Here is a 19,189-nt window from a genome sequence, read left to right as displayed (position 1 = left end):
TTCGCAGATGTCTTCGACCCAGCTGGCCGGCAAGGTCGTCCTCGTCACCGGTGGCGCCCGGGGGCTCGGCGCCGCCTTCGGCAACTGGGTCGTCGCACGGGGTGGACGCGTGGTGATCGCCGATGTGCTCGATGACGAGGGCAGGTCCCTGGCGGACGAACACGGCACCTCAGCGCTTTTCGTCCACCTCGATGTGACCGATCCGGCGCAATGGACCCAAGCGGTGCAGCACGCCACCGACGCTTTCGGCCGCCTCGACGGTTTGGTCAACAATGCCGGAGTGTCGACCGGTCAGTTCATCGAGCATGAACCCGTCGACCACTTCCGGGCGGTGCTGGAGGTCAACCTGGTAGGCGTGTTCAACGGAATCCAGGCCGTGATTCCCGCGATGCGGGCCGCCGGCGGTGGCTCCATTGTCAACATCTCCTCTGCGGCGGGCCTTTTCGGGCTCGCGTTCACCGCCGGCTACGGTGCGTCGAAGTGGGGGGTGCGCGGCCTGACGAAGGTCGCCGCGGTCGAGCTCGCCGGTGACCGCATCCGCGTCAACTCCGTACACCCGGGCATGACCCACACGCCGATGACCGAACCGGTCGGAGTTCGGGTGGGTGAGGGCAACTATCCCAACGTCCCGATGGGCCGCATCGGCGTACCCGATGAAATCGCCGGTGCCGTCTGCTATCTGCTGTCCGACGATGCCGCATACACCACCGGGGCGGAGATCGCGGTCGACGGTGGCTGGACGGCCGGGCCGACCATGAAATACGTCATGGGACAGTAGCTCAGAACACGTAGTCGATCCGCGTCTGCATGCCGGCCTCCTGGTGATAAGTGTTGTGGCAGTGCATGACCCAGGTTCCCGGATTGTCGGCCACCAGAACGGCGCTCAGCTTCTGATTGGGCAGGACGATCACGGTGTCCTTGCGGGCGCCGAGCGTGCCGTCGGGTCTGATCACCTGAAAAGTGTGGCTGTGCAGATGTATCGGGTGCCACATCATGGTGGCGTTGTCGAAGTTGAGGGTCGCGTGCTGGCCCTCCCGCACGTGCAATGGCTTGGTCCTGCTGTACGGCTCACCGTTGATCGTCCAGTCGTACTTGGCCATCGTGCCGCCGAGTACGACAGGGAGGTTCAGGGTCGGATCGGGACGACCCAGATTGGCGGCGGTCACCGCGGTGAACATCTCGACGGTGCCCACCCGGCGGGTGAGTTCGCCGGGGCGGAACTGCGGGTCGGGTGCGCTGCCCTTGCCGGTCACCAGCAACGCCCGGCCCACGGCGTTTTTCCCTTCGGCAGAGGCGACCAGTGGGAAGACTCCGTCGGCGGCGGTCACGATGACGTCATAGCGCTCAGCCATACCCACCAGTAAGGCGTCGACCTGTGTCGGGATCACCGGGAAGCCGTCAGTGTGGGTGACGGTCATCGAATGCCCCGCCAACGCCACGCGAAAGGCGGTGTCCGAGCCGGTGTTGATGATGCGAATCCGGATTCGCTGACCGGGCTTCGCGTTGAACGTGGTTGCTGCTTCGGGAATCCGTCCGTTGATCAGGTAGTAGGGGTAGGCGATGTCCCCGGCGTCGCCGCCGAGCAGGTCGCTCTTACCCACCTCACCCATGCCAGGCATCCCCGGCATGGTGGTGGTCGGGCCGGCAGGGGTCGACGTTGCGGAACTGGATGATGCAGAAGTGGAAGTGCCGGTGGGGGTTCTGCCGGTCGTCGACGGCGATGAGGTGGTGGTGGTCGGGGAGGTGGATGCGGGGGTCTCCGGCGCCGGCGGCTTGTTGATCAGGGCGTCGTACAGCTGCTGCGGGGACTTGCCCACGCCGTCCGTCCAATCGTCCAGAACGACAATCCATTCGGTGTCGTAGCGGCCCAGCTCGGTCGGGTCGTCGACGATGAACGGAAGGTAAAGGCCCTTGTCGCCGTCCAGTCCGGTATGCGGATGCGCCCAGTAGGTGCCGGAGTAAGGCACCGAGAACCGATACGTGAAGTCCTGTCCCGCAGGGATATTCGGGGTGGCCGGTTCGGCGCCGTCCATATCGTTGCGTAGCGCGATGCCATGCCAATGGACCGACGTCGGGTGGTCGAGCTTGTTGGAGACGGAGACGACGACCTCGTCGCCCACGCTGGCGCGCAGTACCGGCCCCGGAATGGCGTCTCCGTAGGCCAGCGTGTCGACGATCCGGCCGCCGATATCGACCTTCGCGGCTTGCGGTGTCAGGCTGGCGGTCACCGTGCGTCCGCTGTGGGGACGGGCGGCCTCGGCCGCGTCGATCGCCGCGGTCATCGGCGAACTCGACGACTTCGACTGACTGCATCCGGCCAGTGCGAATCCACCGGCGATTCCGGCGGCGAGGAAGCCCCGCCTGCTGAGGCTTGCCCGGTCAAATGGCTCACCGCTCATCGGCATTGCCGGCATTGACTGCTCCCTCCCCGGATTCGTCGGACGTTCACCGCCCTCCACCCTGCTCATCACCTGGATGGTTGGCAACCGGTTCCCGTGGGCATCGTGCCAGCGCGAGGTGAACAACACGAATAGCGTCGAACCCGGCTACGACCAGCCTGTGAGTCCGTCCGCGCCGAGCAGCAGGCCGCCGGTTCCGCCGGCGCCGCCGTCGCCGTCGGGTGTGCCGATTCCGCCGTTGCCGCCGTTGCCGCCTACGCCGATCAGCACGGCGTTGCCGCCGAGTCCGCCGCTGCCACCGGCCTTGCCGTCGGCCTCGCCGCCCGCGCCCGCGTCCCCGCCATTGCCGATGAGCCCGGCCTTGCCGCCGGCGCCACCCGTTCCGCCGGGGAGCGTTGTGCCGCCGTTGGCCCCGCCGGCGCCGCCAGCTCCGCCGGCGCCGATGAGCAGTCCGGCGTTGCCTCCCGCGCCACCCTGCCCACCGATGCCATTGCCGTTGAATCCGCCGGCACCGCCTGCGCCACCGGAACCCGCCAACATCCCGGCGTCTCCGCCCGTCCCGCCCGCTCCCGCGCTGGAGCCGCCACTGGCGGCGCTGCCACCCGCGCCGCCCCCGCCACCGCTGGCACCCACAGCGAGGAGGCCGGCGTTGCTGCCCGTCCCCCCGTGTCCGCCGGTGAGCGAGCCGAACCCGCCGGCCCCGCCGTTGCCGCCGGCACCGAACAGCCCGGCGGCGCCGGCGTTACCGCCCGCCCCGCCGGTGGTGCCGCTGCCCCCGGCTCCGCCCTCGCCTCCGGCACCGAACAGTCCACCGGCCCCACCGGCCCCGCCGGTTCCGCCGGGCCCAGAGAACCCGAAGCCACCGGACCCCCCGGCTCCGCCGGCCACGAACAACCCGCCGGCTCCGCCGGCCCCGCCCGCTCCACCCAAGGAGCCCGAACCGCCGGCCCCGCCGACTCCCGCGGCACCTCGTAGCAAACCGGCGTTGCCGCCGGGGCCGCCGACGCCTCCGGTCGCTCCGAAGACCAGGGAAGTGGGGCCACCCGCTCCGCCAGTTCCGCCGGCGCCAAGAAAGGCGCCAGCCCCGCCGGCGCCGCCTGCCCCGCCGGTTCCGCCTGCCCCGCCGGCCCCGCCGGCCCCGCCGGCACCGCCAGCGCCGAACAGGATCCCGCCCGCCCCGCCGGCGCCGCCCGCCCCGCCAGGAGAGCCCGCGGTGCCGGACGCGCCATTGCCGCCGTTGCCGAATACCCACCCGCCAGGGCCGCCGGCCGCCCCGGTCCCCGGCGCCCCGTTGGCGCCGTTGCCGATCAGGGGCCGTCCCGTCAGTGCCTGGGTAGGCGCGTTGATCGCGGCGAGGATTTGTTGCTGCAGCGTGTGCAGCGGGGCACCACTGGCCGGCGCGTTGGATCCGTCGGCGCCCAGCAGGATGCCGCTGATGCCCCCGGCGCCGGTGGCGCCCGCGGTCACACCGGTCCCGCCGTTGCCGCCGTTGCCGCCGTTGCCGATAGCCACGGCGTTGCCCCCACTGCCACCCGCCCCGCCGGTGCCCAGCGTCCGTGTGGCTCCGCCGCTGCCGCCGTTACCGCCGTTGCCGATGAGCCCAGCCTTACCGCCACTGCCGCCCGCCCCGCCCACGTTGATGGCGGCGTTCGTGAAGCCGCCGGAGCCTCCGGCGCCACCCGAGCCGGCCAGAGCGCCGGCACCCCCGCCTGCCCCGCCATGCCCGCCGATGTCTCCATTGCCGCCGGCACCTCCGGCGCCGCCGTCGCCGAACAGCGGACCGCCGTTTCCCCCGGCCCCCCCGGCCCCGCCGGTTCCACCGAATCCGCCCGCGCCGCCGGTGCCCCCGGCGGCGAACGCGAACATGCCGGCATGACCACCGGCGCCGCCGTCACCGCCCACAGCGAACAGCGGGCTGTTGCCGCCGCCGCCGCCGTTGCCGCCCGCGCCAAACCACCCGCCCGGCCCTCCGGCTCCGCCGGCTCCGCCGTTTGCGGCGCTGCCGGTCCCTCCTGTGCCGCCAGTCCCGCCGTCGGCGAACAGCCCGCCGGCGCCGCCGGCCCCGCCGGCCCCGCCAACGGCGGCGGCGCCCTGTCCGCCGGCGCCACCGGTCCCGCCGCCGCTGAACAGGCCGCCCATTCCGCCGGCCCCACCGGCGCCGCCCGGTCCGGAGGTCGGGGTGAGGCCACCGGCCCCGCCGGCCCCAGCGGCGCCGAAGAGCAGGCCTGCGTTGCCTCCGGCCCCACCGGCACCGCCGACACCGGCTGAGCCGAATTGGCCGATCCCGCCCGCGCCGCCGGCCCCTCCGGCCCCGAACAACACGGCGTTGCCGCCGGCGCCGCCCGCTCCACTGAGACCAACCGAGGAGGACCCGCCGGCGCCGCCGGCGCCGCCGGAACCGATCAGTCCGGCGACGCCGCCGGCCCCTCCGGCACCGCCGTCTCCCGTGGTCGACGGCGCGCCCGACCCGCCGGCACCACCGTTGCCGTAGAACCACCCGCCGGCCCCGCCCGCAGCTCCAGTTCCCGGGGCCCCGTTGGCGCCGTTGCCGATCAGTGGCCGTCCGGTGGCGGCCTGCACGGGTGTGTTGATCGCGTCGAGCAGGCTCTGCAGTGGTGATGCCGCTGCCGCGTCGGCGGCAGCATATCGGCCCGCAGCCGAATTCATCGCGTGCTCAAACGCCCCCTGAAAAGACGCCGCCTGGGCACTGATCTCTTGGTAGCGCTGTCCATGGTCGGAAAACAGGGCCGCGATCGCCCTCGAAACCTCGTCACCCGCTGCGGCCAGGACCCCCGTCGTCCGAGCCGCGGCCGCGCCGTTAGCCGCGCTCAGCGCCGAGCTGAGACTGGCCAGATCGGTGGCCGCTGTTCCCAACATGTCCGGTACCACGAATGCGAACGACATATTCGACCTCCCGATGGGCCACGACAATTCGGCGGGCAAAGAGTACCGCTCCATTGTGGACTGCTGGGAGCTTTTTGCAGATTGGCTGACCATGGCGCTTCGAATGTCGGTTTACTGGCGGCGGAGACGCGTCAGAATCACTGTGCTGCAATCATTTACGCAAATCAGGGCGATTTAAATTATATTCTCGGTGCGAAATGAACGTTGACGGACTAGATGCCTATTTGCTGAACATCTTTGGCGTAATCGTTCTGGCCTTTGACATCGCGGGCGCGATGTTCACGCGTCGGTCCTCACGTGCACGGCCCCGCGGTCTGAACCACGCCTCGTGCGCGCCGCGCTGCTCGCGAAGATGCCTTGCTCTGCCGAGGTCGACTGCCGCGCGCGGCGCGTTCGAGTAGCGCGCCGCCGCTCACCGGACCGTCTCGTAGATCAGCCGGGTGTACTTCTGTGTTCGGTCGGACCCTGCCGAGGTCACCTGCCCCATCTTGTTCATCACGTAGGAGAACGTCATCTGGCGATCGGTGTCCATCACCACCATCGAGCCGCCCCAGCCGCCCCAGTAGCAAATCCTGCCGTCCGGGATATCGGGTACCGCTTCGGCTTTCGGGAGAGCGAAGCCGATGCCCCAGCGGGCGGGCATACCGAGTACCAGGTCGATGCCGTTGGCCTGCTCCCGGAATATCAGATCGATGGTGCCGGGCTGCAGCAGTCGGACCCCGCCGGCTTCGCCGCCCAACGAGATCGCCGACAATGCGCGCACCAGTGAGCGGGCATTGCCGTGACCGTTGGCCGCGCCGATGTCCGCGCGGCGCCACGCAGTGGTCTGGGCCGTCAGCGCGGCTTCCGCGTTCGGCGCGAGCATTCCGAACGTCTTGCGCATCGGATGGTCCTCGGGCACCGCGTCCAGGGGCACGTCCAGGGGCGGGGGCGGGATCAGCTCGGCGATGCGGCTGTCGTCCTCCGGTAGCGCACCGATCTGGATGTCGGCGCCCAGCGGACGCGCGATTTCTGCGCGGACGGCCGTCGCCACCATGTCGGGCTGGCACAAGTTGTTTGCTCTCAGCATCCGGGCTTACGTCGCAGCGGACCGTGGCGAGCGCGAGCAGGCCCGGCGCGATGCCCGGCAAGCCGTGTCGATCGCCGCCGACAAAGGGTGCTGTCTGGCGGTGCCTTCGACCTTGGAGCTGCTCGCCCGGCTGGCGGTAGACACCGGAAGCCACACCGACGCGGCCCGGCTGCTCGGAGCGGCCGACGCCATGCGGCACCGAACCGGCGAATTTCGATTCCCGCTCTACCAGGCCGCGTATTCGGCGTTGCTCACCGGTTGCCGGAAAGAATTGGGGAACAACGACTTTGAATCGGCGTGGGCCGAGGGTGCGGCTCTGTCGACCGACGATGTCATCGGTTATGCGCTGCGCGGGCGCGGGGAGCGTAAGCGCCCCGCAACCGGCTGGGCGTCCCTGACTCCCACGGAGCTCGACGTGGCCCGACTGGTGAGTGACGGACTGACGAACAAGGACATCGCGGAGCGGCTGTTCATTTCGCCCCGCACGGTGCAAGCGCACTTGACGCACGTGTACACCAAATTGGGGTTGACGTCGCGGGTGCAGCTCGCTCAGGAGACGGTGCGGCAAACCTAGCTCGTTTGAGTCTCATGTGAGGTCCACCGGCCTGGCCGGGGGTAGGCTAACGTTGACTTAACCCAAGGTTAACGAAAGATGAACACCAATCCGGGGCTCCGGGTAACCGGCGCACCGCATGATGACGAACAACCGAGTTGACGGGGCACGGCCGCTCGCCGCGACTTGACCACGGCAGCAACGGGACTGGGGTGTGCGCGGCCCAGCCGGTGCCCACGCGCGGAGGTGACGGAATGGATTTCGCAGAAGTGCCCCCGGAGGTCAACTCCGCGCGCATGTACGACGGCCCACGCTCCCGCTCGATGCTGGAGGCGGCCGACGCCTGGGAGCGGCTCGCCGACGAGCTCTACGGCACGGTGTCCTCATACCGCACGGCCATCGCGACGCTGAACGCCGATGGCTGGCAGGGCTCGGCGGCGGAGGCGATGACCCTGGCCGTCGCGCCGTATCTACGCTGGCTCACCCGTACCGCCGCGAAGGCGGACGAGATCGCCGGTCAGGCCAGGTCGGCCGCCGGTGCCTTCGAAGACGCCTTTGCCGCCGTCGTGCCGCCGGCGGCCATCGCGTCCAACCGCGCGCGGCGTTCCGCGCTCGCCGCCACCAACCCGACCGGTCACGACACCCCGGAGATTGCCGCCCTGGAAGCCGAGTACGGCGAGATGTGGGCGCAGGACGCCGCGGCGATGTATCGCTACGCGGCGGCCTCGTCGACCGCCGCCGCACTGCCGTCGCTGGAGCCTCCGACGCTCGGCTACAACATGCCGGCGCTGATGGGATCCGGCGACGACGACGAAGCGCCGGAGTTGGCGGCTCCCGCGATGCCGGCGATACCCCAGGCGTTGCGCAGCCTGGCCCGTCCGGTGCGCTCGGCGGCGGCGAATTCGGTGATCGCCCGGTTGCTGCGACAGTGCAAATTCGCCTCCCCCGTGCGGGCGTTCGCCTCGGCCATCAGCTCGCCGCGCAGCATGACCGCGGCCGGCACAGCGCCCACGCTGGCCGAGCCGGCTCGAACGGCTGCGGCATTCGGACGGGGCGTGGTGGTCGGCCGACTGGTGGTGCCGCCCGGCTGGGGCGGCGTGGCGATGGGTGCGGTCCGGGCCATCGCCTGAGCGGCGGGTCAGACCGCCGCGCCGCCACCGTCCACGTGCAGGGTCGAGCCGGTGATGAAGCTGGCCCGCGGCGAACTGAGGAACAGCACCGCCTCCGCGATCTCGGCCGCGTAGGCGGTGCGGCCCAGCGGCAGCGCCTTGCCGAGTTCGTCGTTGATCTCACCCCATTCGGCGGCGACGCCGGCGGTGCGGGTGGGGCCGGGCGCCACGCTGTTGACCCGCACCCCACTCGCTCCAAACTCCGCGGCCCAGGTCCGCGTCAGGGATTCCAGCGCGGCCTTGGAGGCGCTGTAGCCGGACGCGCCCGGAATGCCCTTGAAGGCGGCCATGCTGGTGATGTTGACGACGCTGCCCCGGCCGCGCTGCAACATGCCCGGCACCAGGCCCGCGACCAGGAAGTAGGCGCCGCGGACGTTGGTGTCGAACATCGCCGCGAGGGTGTGCGGGTCCTGATCGACCGTCAGCGCCGACGGGAAGCTGGCGGCGTTGTTGACGATGATGTCGACTTGGCCGCACTGCTGCACGAGCGCATTGACCGACTCCGCGTCGGCCATGTCGGCCTGAACAAACCGTGCGTTCCGGCCGATGGCCTCGACCGCCCGCTCACCGCGGGCGCGGTCGCGACCCGAGATGACGACGGTGGCGCCCTCGCTGGCGAGCAGCCGCGCGGATTCCAGCCCGATGCCGGCCGTTCCCCCGGTGACGACCGCCGTCTGGTCGATCAGTTCCATCGACGTGACCCTCAGCGCGCCGGGCTGGTCAGGTGAGCCGGGGCCCACTCGTTGAAGCGGGTCTCGTAGATGGTCAGCTCTTCGCCCTCAACCGGAACGATGCTGCGGCCGTCGAGCTGAGCGCCGAAGTATTCGGCCGACGGGTCGGTGACCACCTCGCGCGAGTCGCCGTGGGCGGCCAGCGCGATCCGGGCCAGGTCGTCCATGCCGAACTTGTCCGGCCCGGCGATGTTGGTGATGCCGTTGAGCGGCTCTGCCACTGCCGCGCGGGTAACCGCCGTGGCGACGTCCCGGGCGGCGATCGGCTGGATGGCCGCCTCGTGCGACAGGCGCACCGTGTTGCCCTCGGTCGCCGAATCGGCGATGCCCAAGGCGAATTCGAAGAACTGGGTCGCCCGCACGATCGAGTACGGCGCCCCGGATTCGGTGATCAGCTTCTCTTGGGCCGCCTTGGCTCGCAGGTAACCACTCGCCGGTACCCGGTCGGTGCCGACGATCGACAGTGCGAGGTGATGCTTGACGCCGGCAGCCTGCTCGGCCTCCAGCAGATTCCGGGTCGAAGTGGTGAAGAAGTTCATCACCTCGTCGTCGGCCCACGAGGGCGCGTTGGACACGTCCACCACGACGTCGGCGCCGGTTATCGCGTCGGCGACGCCTTCGCCGGTCACACTGTTGACCCCCGAACTCGGCGAGGCAGGCACGGCTTCGTGCCCCAGCTCGGTGAGGTTGGCGACCACCTGCGACCCGATCAGCCCAGTACCGCCGATAACCAAAATCTTCATTGCCCCGCCTTCCAAGATTCCCGATGAACTGGCGTCCTCAGCATGACCCGGCCACCGGGCCGGTCGAGCCCTTGAAAGTCCGTAGTCAGTTACTTGACTGTCCCTAGTCAGTCAGTCCCTGGTCAGTCCATGGCCGTGTTGCGTAGTTGGCGGCGCGACTTGATGCCGAGCTTGGCGAACACCTTTCGCAGGTGCCACTCAACGGTGTGGGTGCTGATGAACAACTGCGCGGCGATCTCGGGGTTGGTCAGCCCCGCACCGGCCAGCTTGGCAATCTGCGACTCCTGCGCAGTGAGCTCACCGGCCGGCGCACTCGAGCGCTTGCTCACCTTCTGTCCGGTGACCAGCAACTCGCGGCGAGCCCGTTCGGCGAAGGCGTGCGCGCCCATCCGGCTGAACATCTCATGGGCGGTGTGCAGCTGGGCGCGGGCATCGACGCGGCGATTGCAGCGGCGCAACCATTCGCCGTAGACGAGATGAGCGCGGGCCAGCTGGACGGCGATCCGGGTGTTGCCCAGGCACTCGATCGCCTGCAGATAAAACCTTTCGGCCTTCCTGTCGTCCGCCAGCAAAGCCTGCGATCGGGCCAGAACCCCTGTCGCCCAATCTGTTCGGCTGTTTTGCGCGCGCTCTTCCAGTTGCGCCAGCGCGTCCCGGGCGGCCTGGACGTCCCCGCTTCGCGCACCGGCTTCGACGAGCTCGATCAGGCACCAGCCGAACAGGCCCAGGTCCTCGTCCTCACACGCCTGTCGCGCGGCGGCCAAGGCATCTTCGTAGCGGCCCAGGCCGTTGTAGAGCACGGCGACAGCGAAGTTCGTCAGGCCGACCACCCGCCCCTCGCCCCGGGCGGTGCCGTCGTGACGCGCCGACTCGATCAGGCTCAACGCGTCCGACTCGATGCCGCGCAGGGCCGCCAGCAATACCGAGTGATACTTGACCGGCGCGTAGCCGGTGGCGGTGGTGATCGCGTCGGCTTCCTCGATGAGCGCGGTGGCAGCGGCGAACTCACCCGCCTGGACGTGTACCCCGGCGCGGTAGACCAGCGCCAGCGGCAGAACGGCCAGTGCGCCGGCGTCCCGAGCGAGACGGACCGCGTGGGCGGCAAGCTGGTGCCAGACCTCGTCGTCCCAGACTTCGTGCGCCGCCGACTCCTGCACGATCGGGAAGGCCTGCCAGAACCACCCCATGACGCCCTCGTCACCGGCCGCGGCCGCGGTGCGGATCCGGGCGAGCGCGTCCCGCAGCGTCGACAGGCTCGCGGCGTGACCGGCGGTGGCGCGGATGGCGATCCCGTCCAGCAGCAGGTCGACCGCCCGCGCCGGTTCCGGCCCCGGCGGGGCGGCGCGGGCGGCAGCCGCTGTCATCCGGATGCCGCCGTGCGGGCAGAGCCGTCCGCCGAACAGAGCCGCCCCCACCGCCTCTAAATAGGTCTCCCGCGACTGTGCGACATCGAGTCCGGCGAGCTGGCGCGCGGCATCGAGCAGGCCGACGGCGGAATCGGACACCGTTGGGGCGTCGGCGTCGCCGCTGCGGCTGCGGGCGAACGCGATCTGAGCGCGCAAGCGCGACAGGCAGGCGCGCTGCAGATCGTCCAGCGAGGCGCCCGACTCCGCGATGGTCAGCAGCTCGTCGGCCGCGTCGAACGCGGCTGCGTCCCGCTTGGCCTGGGCCGCCGCGAGCGCCCGGGTCGCGCGGCGGACCGGGTCGTCGGTCAGTTGAGTGGCTCGTTCCAGGAATGCCGCGGCGGCCGCCACCCCGCCTCTGGCCTGCGCGCGTTCGGCGGAGCGTTCCAGTTGAACCGCGATGGCCTCGTCTGGGCCGTTCGCGGCGATCGCCAGGTGCCAGGCGCGACGGTCCGGATCGACTGCACCGTCGGTGGCCTCGGCCAGCGCCCGGTGCGCACGCCGGCGCTCGATCGGGCCCGCCGCCCGGTAGGCGGCAGACCGCACCAGCGGGTGACGGAACCGCACCGTCGTGGCGACGTCGATCAGTCCTGCGGCCTCGGCGGCCGCGGCCGCATCGTGCGGTAGACCCAGCGCATCGGAGGCCCGTCTCAACAGCGCCGCGTCACCGACCGGTTCCGCCGCGGCGACCAGCAGCAATTGCTGAGTGTGGCCGGACAATTGTTCGATCCGCCGCAGGAAGGTGTGCTCGATCTGACCGGCCAGCGGCCGCGGATCCGGTGGCCCGAATCCGCCGGCCAACTCTTCAGTCGTCAAGCCTTTCGGCAGCTCGAGCAGAGCCAGGGGATTGCCGCGGGTCTCCGCGACGATGCGGTCGCGCACCTGGTTGTCCAGCCGGCCCAGGACAGCCGAGTCCAGCAACGCGCGCGCGTCGCTGGAGTTCAGTCCCTGCAACCTGAGTTCGGCGAGGCCGGTCAACTCGTCGTTGCCGAGCCCGTCGCGGATGGCAAAGACCAGGCACACGGGTTCGGCGACCAGGCGGCGGGCGACAAACGCCAACGTCTGGGCCGACACGCGGTCGATCCACTGCGCATCGTCCACCAGGACCAGCAGCGGTCTGGCCTGGCTGGAACTCCCGATCAGGTTCAGCACGGCGAGGCCGATCAGGAAACGGTCCGGAGCGGGACCGGCGCTACGGCCCAGGGCAATGTCGAGTGCCTCGCGCTGCGGCGCCGGCAACTCCTCGAGACAGTCCAGCAACGGCAGGCAGAGCTGGTGCAGCGCGGCGAACGCGAGTTCCATCTCCGATTCCACGCCCGACACGCGGGCGGTCCGGAAACCCTGTGCGCATTCGGCGACGAAGTCCAGCAGCGCTGTCTTGCCGATGCCGGCTTCGCCGCGCAGGACGAGCACCTGGCTCTCGCCGGAGCGGGCATGGGACGTCAGGCGTTCCAGGGCCGTGCATTCCGCGCGCCGCCCCCGTAAACGCAGTGCTTGAACAGTGTTGTTCACCTGAACGTTGACCTTACCGACCTCCAGCGCGAATGGTTTAAATCAACTGCTTGACTTAATGTGGCGGCCCCGATTAACTCGACGAGTGGTCAACGAATTGCTGGGGAAGGTCGCGGTCGTCACCGGAGCGGCGTCGGGCCTCGGCCGTGGGATAGCCCAGCGCTTCGCTGCCGAGGGTGCGCGCGTAGTCATCGCCGACGTCGACGCCGACGGAGGCGAGGCACTGGCTGCCGCCCTGGGGCCGGACGCGTTCTTCGTGCGCACGGACGTCTCCGAACCCGGCGAAGTCGGCGCTCTGGTGGCGGCCACGGTGGCCAAGTTCGGCGGTCTGCACGTCATGGTGAACAACGCCGGAGTATCGGGCACGCTGCGCCGTCTGCTCGACGACGACCTCTCCGACTTCCACCGGGTCATGGGGGTCAACGTCCTGGGAGTGATGGCCGGAACCCGAGATGCCGCGCGGCACATGGCCGTTCATGGCGGCGGCTCCATCGTCAACGTAACTTCGATCGGCGGCATTCAGGCGGGCGGCGGTGTGATGGTGTACCGGGCATCCAAGGCCGCGGTCATCCAGTTCACCAAATCAGCTGCAATCGAGTTGGCCCAGAACGAGATTCGCGTCAACGCGATCGCGCCGGGTAATATCCCGACACCGATCCTGGCCTCGTCGGCTGGGGATCTCGATCCTGCGGAACTAGAACGCTTCGAGGCCCGGATCCGGCAGGGAATGCGTGACGACCGGCCGCTAAAGCGCGAAGGCACACCCGACGACGTCGCCGAGGCGGCCCTGTATTTCGCCACCGACCGATCGCGGTACGTCACCGGCACGGTTCTTCCGGTCGACGGCGGAACCGTCGCGGGCAAGGTGAACAGGCCGCGTCGGCAGCCGTCCTGACGTTCACGCCGAACGTGAACTCACGGCGGCGTTTTGGCGGTTTCACCGCCCACACTTCACGCTCGGCGGAGGGCGGTCGCCCGGCTATGGCAATGTAGAGTCTGACGCCGGGGGAGGGATTGATCATTGTCGCTGCTATCGAATCACGTTGTCGCCGACGCGCTGGCGCGGGTGTTCGCCGCCGCCGTGCGCCCGGCTCCGAAGCCCGCCGTGCGTTTCCCGGAAATTGCCGGTCGCACATCGCAAGTCAGCATCCCGACCCGCTACGGCGATGCCCGCGCGGTCCTCTATCACCCGGCTGACGGGGCGACGCGGCCGCCGGTCTACGTCAACGTCCACGGCGGCGGCTTCGTCATCGGCCACCCCGAACAGGACGACCCCTGGTGCCGGTACCTGGCCGCCAACACCGGCGCGGTGGTGGTCAACGTCGACTACGTGCTGGCTCCCGCTCACCGCTTTCCCGCTGCGCCGCAACAGGTCTACGACGTGGTGTGCTGGGCCGCGGACCCCGCGCGGGAGTGGGACGGGACCCGACTGTGCGTGGGCGGCCAGAGTGCCGGCGGCAACCTCAGCGCCGCGGCCGCCCGGTTGGCGCTGGAGAACCACGGCCCCCGCATCGCTCTGCAGGTGCTGCATTACGCACCGCTTGACCTGGTCACCCCGACCGGGGCCAAGCCGTCGACGATCGGTCGGCGGGCGATCATGAAGCCGTGGATGGGCGAGATCTTCGACACCGCCTACATTCCCGAGCCCGCACAGCGGCGCGACCGCCTCGCATCGCCGGCCTGGGGCGGCAACGCCGACGGGATTGCGGACATCGCGCCCGCCCTGGTGATCACGGCCGAACACGACCGGCTTCGCGGCGAAGCCCGCAGATACGCCGACAAGCTGGGTGCCGTCGGAGCGCTGGCCGAGTATCTCGAGGTGCCCGGGGTCGACCACGGCTACAACATCATGAGTAACGCGGCCGACGTCACGCGCGACACGTACGCCCGCATCGCCATGCACGTCGAGCGGGCGACCGGTTGATCGGCGCATCGTATTGATCGGTGCATCGACGTGCGGTGTACTCGATGGTCGGGAGGTCAGCCATGGACGGTTTCGCCGGCAAGGTCGCGGTGGTCACGGGAGCCGGTTCGGGTATCGGCCGGGCGCTGGCGGTGGAACTGGCCCGATCGGGTGCGCGGCTGGCGATCAGTGACGTCGACGTCGAGGGCCTCCAGCAGACCGAGGCACTGATCCGGCGCATCGGAGCGCCGGTGCGGGCGGACCGCCTCGACGTCACCGAACGCGAGTCATTCCTCGCCTACGCCGACACGGTCAGTGCCCACTTCGGCATCGTGCACCAGATCTACAACATCGCGGGCATTGCGTTCCTCGGCGACGTCGAGGTCAGCCAGTTCAAAGACATCGAAAGAGTGATGGACGTCGACTACTGGGGCGTCGTCAACGGAACGAAGGCCTTCCTGCCGCACCTGATCGCATCCGGCGACGGCCATGTCGTCAACATGTCCAGCATGTTCGGCCTGTTCGGCGTCCCCGGTCAGGCCGCCTACAACTCCGCCAAATTCGCGGTGCGCGGTTTCACCGAGTCGCTGCGCCAGGAGATGGCGGTCGCCGGCCACCCGGTCGCGGTCACGGTGGTCCACCCCGGCTACGTCAAGACGGCGATCGCGGCCAACGCCGGGCATGTCGAAGGCCTCGACAAAGAGGCCGGCGTGCGGGTCTTCAACAAGGTCGCGATCACCAGTGCCGAGCGGGCCGCGCGGATCATCCTCAAGGCGGTCCGAAAGAAGAAGGGGCGGGTGGTGGTGGGGCCGGACGCCAAGGCCTACAGCCTGCTGGTGCGGCTGGCCCCGACGGGCTACCAGCGCATCCTCGGTCCGATGACCGCACGATTCCAATCCGGACGCTAGTGAACATTCGGACCGTCGCCCGTCTGGCACTCGGCGGCTTCCTGATTTTTGCCGGAGTCGCTCACCTGAGCTTCGCGCGCACCTCGTTTTATGCCCAGGTGCCGCGGTGGTTGCCGCTGAGCGCCGACTTCGTCGTGATCGCGTCCGGGGTGGTGGAGATCGTTCTCGGGTTGGCCCTGCTGGTGCTGACGCGGTGGCAGGTCACTATGGGGTGGGTGGTGGGCCTCTTCTTCGTGCTGGTATTTCCCGGCAATATCGCCCAATTCACCTCGCACGCCAACGCTTTCGGCCTCGACTCGGATCTGGCCCGGGGTATCCGGCTGTTGTTCCAGCCGCTGCTGGTGGTCTGGGCGCTCTGGTGCACGGGGGCGTGGGCCGCGTACCGGAGACGGGCCGACCGGCGTCATGTCATTTAAATCAATCGCTTGACTTAATAGCGATGGGCGCGGTTGACTGGGTGTTATGACCACAGTCGGGCGGGCTGTTCGCGGCGAGCGGGCAAGTTCCACGCAAGAGGCCATCCTGGTCGCCGCCGAGCGACTGTTTGCCGAACACGGAGTGTTTGCGGTGTCCAACCGCCAGGTCAGCGAGGCCGCGGGGCAAGGCAATAACGCCGCCGTCGGCTATCACTTCGGCACCAAGGCCGACCTGGTCCGGGCGATCGAGGAGAAACATCGCGGACCCGTCGAGCAATTGCGCGAGCAGATGGTGGCTGCCCTGCCCGAGTCGGCAGGCATGCGGGACTGGGTGGCCTGCCTCGTCTGCCCGCTGACCGAGCATCTGGAGGTGCTCGGCAATCCGACCTGGTACGCCCGTTTCGCCGCCCAGGCCATGACCGACCCGGCATATCACAACATCGTGGTCAAGGACGCGCTCAGTTCGCCGTCACTGGTTCAGGTGATCGACGGCATCAACAGCTGCCTGCCGGAACTGCCGGTGGCGGTCCGCTTCGAGCGAAACATCATGGCGCGCAACCTGTTGATGCATACCAGCGCCGACTTCGAACGTGCGCTGGCCGAAGGCACCTCGATGCCACGACCGTCCTGGCGAGCCGCCGCGACCGGCCTCATCGATGCCATCGTCGGCCTGTGGCTGGCCCCCGTGACCCTGGCGGATGGCGAGCCGGTCCGATGAAAGTCACTGTCGATCAGGATGTCTGCGCCTCGTCGGGCAACTGCGTGATGAACGCGCCGGAAGTCTTCGACCAGCGCGACGAGGACGGTGTCGTGGTGCTGCTCAACCCGAATCCAGCCGCCGATCAGGCCGAGGCCGCCCGTAAAGCCGCCGCGTTCTGCCCGGCCCTGGCCATCCATATTGAGGAGTGAGGCGTGTCCGAGACGATGGCGAGTACCTCGACCGAAACGCCGGCCGACGTCCCCGAGTATCCGATGCCCCGTGCGGCCGGCTGCCCGTTCGCGCCACCACCGGGAGTGCTGGCGCTGGCCGAAGCCAGACCGCTATCGCGCGTGCGGATCTGGGACGGCAGCACTCCCTGGCTCATCACGGGATATGAGCAGTGCCGCGAGCTGTTCTCCGATTCTCGCGTCAGCGTCGACGACCGGGTCCCCGGCTTCCCGCACTGGAACGCCGGGATGGTGGCGACCGTGCACAAGCGACCCCGATCGGTGTTCACGTCAGACGGCGAGGAGCACACCCGATTTCGGCGAATGTTGTCCAAACCCTTCACGTTCCGGCGGGTAGAGGGACTGCGGCCCGCCATCCAGCAGATCACCGACGAGCACATCGACGCGATGCTGGCCGGGCCCAAACCGGCCGACATCGTCGGCGCTCTCGCGCTGCCGGTGCCCTCGCTGGTGATCAGCCAGCTGCTCGGTGTCCCCTACGAAGATGCCGAAATGTTCCAGCACCACGCCAATGTCGGGCTGGCGCGCTATGCGACGGGCGACGACACCGTCAAAGGCGCGATGAGTCTGAACAAGTACCTGGCCGACCTGGTGCGGGCCAAGATGGAAGCCCCCGCCGAGGATGCCGTGTCCGATCTGGCCGAGCGGGTCAACGCCGGTGAGCTCAGCGTGAAGGAGGCGGCGCAGCTGGCTACCGGACTGCTGATCGCCGGGCACGAGACCACCGCCAACATGCTCGGCCTGGGAGTGCTTGCGCTGCTGGAAAACCCGGACCAGTTGCCCGCAATCCGTGACGCCGACGATCCCAAGATCGTGGCCAATGCCGTCGAAGAACTGCTGCGCTACCTCAGCATCATCCAGAACGGCCAGCGTCGCGTTGCCGTCGAGGACATCGCCGTCGCCGGCGAGATGATCCGCGCCGGCGACGGCATCATCATCGACCTGGCCCCGGCGAACTGGGACGCCCACGCGTTCACCGAACCCGAACGCCTATATCTGCACCGCTCCGGTGCCGACCGCAACGTGGCCTTCGGCTACGGCCGTCATCAGTGCGTCGGCCAGCAGCTGGCCCGCGCGGAGATGCAGATCGTCTTTCGCACGCTGTTCCGCCGCATCCCCACCCTGCAACTGGCTGCGGCGCTCGACGACATTCCCTTCAAGCACGACCGCCTCGCCTACGGCGTCTACGAACTGCCGGTCACCTGGTAACGAAAGGACTCTCAATGAAGAAGTCAAGCCGCCGATTCAGTGATGGGTGGTGAGTCGGGTTGCCAGGTGCGGTTGTCGCGGATGAGTGCGTAGAAGACGTTGGTGCGGCGTCGGGCCAGGCAGATTGTGGCCGGGATCGCTCGTTTGCCTTCGTCTCTCTTGCGCCGGTAGTAGGCCTTGGAGTCGGGGTCGCAGCGGATCGCGGTCAGTGCGGACATGTACATGACGCGGCGGAGTCGACGGCTGTAGCGCTTGGGGGTGTGCAGTCGTCCGGTGCGTTTTCCGGAGTCTTTGGATACCGGGGCCAGTCCGGCCCAGGCGGCGAGTTGGTCGGCCGATCCGATCAGCGCGGGATCGCCTACGGCGGCGAGGAATTCTGCACCGAGCCGAAAGCCCATGCCGGGCAGGCTGGTGATCACCTCAGCGAGCGGATGGCGGCGAAATCGGCCCTCGATGTCGGTATCGGTGGTCTTGATGCGGTCATCGAGGGCGATCACCCCCTGGGCCAATTCGGCGACCAGGGCGGCAGCGACCTCTTCGCCGGGCAGGCGCACCGTCTGAGACTTGGCGGCGGTGACCGCCGCCGCAGCGATCGCGGCTGCGTTGCGGACCCCGGCATCGGCCAGTATCCGGGTCAGCCGCGAAAGCCCCTTCTGACGAATCACTTTCGGTCTTTGATAGCGCGAGAGCAGCACCACCCACCCGCGATCCTGGGTGATCTGAGCGGCCCGCTCCAAGGCCGGGCACACCGCGATGAGTTGCTGGCGCAGCCGGTTGATGGTGCGGGTGCGGTCGGCCACCAGATCCGCACGATGGGCGGTGAGCATGCGCAGTTCGGTGATCAGGTCGTCGTCAGGATGCAGGATCGGCAGATCAGCACCACGCATCCGCGATTGGTCGGCGATCACCCGGGCGTCCTTGGCGTCGGTCTTGGCTTCGCCGCCGCGGTAGGTCACCGAGGCTTGCCAGACCGCACGGCCGGCGAGGTAGCGCACCGACTTGCCGGCGTCAGCCAGCACCGTCAACAGCAGGCTGGCGTACACCGTGGTCAAATCCACCGTCCAGGCCACCTGTCCGGCCACCCCTTCGATCTCGGCGATCAGCTCGCGAATCGATTGCTCATCGTTGGCGAGCTTGCGCGAGAGCACCACGGCGCCCTTATCGTCGACCACGCACACCCAATGGTGTTCCTTGCCGACATCCACACCAGCCCACAACTGGCTCGCCGCCATCGAACCTCCTCTTCGCTTGTTGCCCAACATGATCCCCACGGACGACCCCGCCAGCATGTCCTTAAACAAGCGATCACATCGCAGATCTCA

The 19,189-nt window shown here is 69.0% G+C and carries 17 protein-coding genes; 10 read left to right on the top strand and 7 right to left on the bottom strand.

The window, feature by feature from the left end; translation table 11 throughout:
• The first annotated feature begins 7 nt into the window (after positions 1–7).
• The gene (locus QXK92_RS25665) at positions 8–778 is read left to right on the top strand and encodes a glucose 1-dehydrogenase (RefSeq protein WP_306246294.1); all 771 of its coding nucleotides are present in this window, start codon (positions 8–10) and stop codon (positions 776–778) included.
• Position 779: 1 nt separating this feature from the next.
• Here the strand turns inward: QXK92_RS25665 and QXK92_RS25660 are convergent, their stop codons facing one another.
• The 3 genes from QXK92_RS25660 to QXK92_RS25650 form a co-directional block, all read right to left on the bottom strand.
• Complete coding sequence (locus QXK92_RS25660; protein ID WP_306246293.1) at positions 780–2,414, bottom strand: multicopper oxidase family protein; 1,635 nt, start codon at positions 2,412–2,414, stop codon at positions 780–782.
• A gap of 132 nt (positions 2,415–2,546) precedes the next feature.
• Entirely contained in the window at positions 2,547–5,303 is a 2,757-nt protein-coding gene (locus QXK92_RS25655) for a PE family protein (RefSeq protein ID WP_306246291.1), read from the bottom strand.
• A gap of 412 nt (positions 5,304–5,715) precedes the next feature.
• Positions 5,716–6,339: a serine hydrolase domain-containing protein gene (locus tag QXK92_RS25650; protein ID WP_306246289.1), complete on the bottom strand. Its 624-nt coding sequence runs from the start codon at positions 6,337–6,339 to the stop codon at positions 5,716–5,718.
• Here QXK92_RS25650 and QXK92_RS25645 point away from each other — a divergent pair.
• Positions 6,338–6,946: a LuxR family transcriptional regulator gene (locus QXK92_RS25645; protein ID WP_306246287.1), complete on the top strand. Its 609-nt coding sequence runs from the start codon at positions 6,338–6,340 to the stop codon at positions 6,944–6,946. The two genes, QXK92_RS25650 and QXK92_RS25645, sit on opposite strands and share 2 nt — an antisense overlap.
• Positions 6,947–7,179: 233 nt before the next feature.
• Positions 7,180–8,055: a PPE family protein gene (locus tag QXK92_RS25640; protein WP_306246285.1), complete on the top strand. Its 876-nt coding sequence runs from the start codon at positions 7,180–7,182 to the stop codon at positions 8,053–8,055.
• An 8-nt stretch (positions 8,056–8,063) separates the two neighbouring features.
• Here QXK92_RS25640 and QXK92_RS25635 read toward each other — a convergent pair whose 3' ends face one another.
• From QXK92_RS25635 to QXK92_RS25625, 3 genes are all read right to left on the bottom strand, one after another.
• On the bottom strand, positions 8,064–8,786 hold the full coding sequence (locus QXK92_RS25635) for an SDR family NAD(P)-dependent oxidoreductase (protein ID WP_306246283.1): 723 nt from the start codon (positions 8,784–8,786) through the stop codon (positions 8,064–8,066).
• A gap of 11 nt (positions 8,787–8,797) precedes the next feature.
• On the bottom strand, positions 8,798–9,568 hold the full coding sequence (locus QXK92_RS25630) for an SDR family oxidoreductase (protein ID WP_306246282.1): 771 nt from the start codon (positions 9,566–9,568) through the stop codon (positions 8,798–8,800).
• A 122-nt stretch (positions 9,569–9,690) separates the two neighbouring features.
• Positions 9,691–12,483, bottom strand: coding sequence for a LuxR family transcriptional regulator (locus QXK92_RS25625; RefSeq protein WP_306246280.1), 2,793 nt, complete (start codon positions 12,481–12,483; stop codon positions 9,691–9,693).
• A gap of 85 nt (positions 12,484–12,568) precedes the next feature.
• Between QXK92_RS25625 and QXK92_RS25620 the strand changes: the two genes are divergently transcribed.
• The 7 genes from QXK92_RS25620 (at position 12,569) to QXK92_RS25590 (ending at position 17,867) form a co-directional block, all read left to right on the top strand.
• Positions 12,569–13,378, top strand: a complete 810-nt coding sequence (locus QXK92_RS25620; protein ID WP_306246278.1) for an SDR family NAD(P)-dependent oxidoreductase — start codon at positions 12,569–12,571, stop codon at positions 13,376–13,378.
• Positions 13,379–13,588: 210 nt separating this feature from the next.
• Positions 13,589–14,407 carry an alpha/beta hydrolase gene (locus tag QXK92_RS25615; protein WP_306246506.1) on the top strand — a complete coding sequence of 273 codons (819 nt, stop codon included), beginning with the start codon at positions 13,589–13,591 and terminating at the stop codon, positions 14,405–14,407.
• A gap of 62 nt (positions 14,408–14,469) precedes the next feature.
• On the top strand, positions 14,470–15,294 hold the full coding sequence (locus QXK92_RS25610) for an SDR family oxidoreductase (RefSeq protein ID WP_306246276.1): 825 nt from the start codon (positions 14,470–14,472) through the stop codon (positions 15,292–15,294).
• Between the two features lie 5 nt (positions 15,295–15,299).
• Positions 15,300–15,710: a hypothetical protein gene (locus QXK92_RS25605; RefSeq protein ID WP_306246504.1), complete on the top strand. Its 411-nt coding sequence runs from the start codon at positions 15,300–15,302 to the stop codon at positions 15,708–15,710.
• A 46-nt stretch (positions 15,711–15,756) separates the two neighbouring features.
• On the top strand, positions 15,757–16,428 hold the full coding sequence (locus QXK92_RS25600; RefSeq protein WP_306246274.1) for a TetR/AcrR family transcriptional regulator: 672 nt from the start codon (positions 15,757–15,759) through the stop codon (positions 16,426–16,428).
• A complete protein-coding gene (locus tag QXK92_RS25595) occupies positions 16,425–16,619 on the top strand; it encodes a ferredoxin (RefSeq protein ID WP_306246272.1) in 195 nt (64 codons plus the stop codon). The genes QXK92_RS25600 and QXK92_RS25595 overlap by 4 nt, the downstream gene beginning before the upstream one ends.
• Positions 16,620–16,634: 15 nt before the next feature.
• Positions 16,635–17,867 carry a cytochrome P450 gene (locus QXK92_RS25590; protein WP_371934597.1) on the top strand — a complete coding sequence of 411 codons (1,233 nt, stop codon included), beginning with the start codon at positions 16,635–16,637 and terminating at the stop codon, positions 17,865–17,867.
• A gap of 23 nt (positions 17,868–17,890) precedes the next feature.
• On the opposite strand, the gene QXK92_RS25585 is transcribed toward QXK92_RS25590, so the two are convergent.
• Complete coding sequence (locus tag QXK92_RS25585; RefSeq protein WP_306240110.1) at positions 17,891–19,099, bottom strand: IS110 family transposase; 1,209 nt, start codon at positions 19,097–19,099, stop codon at positions 17,891–17,893.
• Positions 19,100–19,189 lie beyond the last annotated feature (90 nt).

Source organism: Mycobacterium sp. TY815 (assembly GCF_030755135.1).
Lineage (GTDB): Bacteria > Actinomycetota > Actinomycetes > Mycobacteriales > Mycobacteriaceae > Mycobacterium.
Note: the sequence above shows the minus strand (reverse complement) of the source record. Positions and strands in the feature narration are given on the sequence as shown.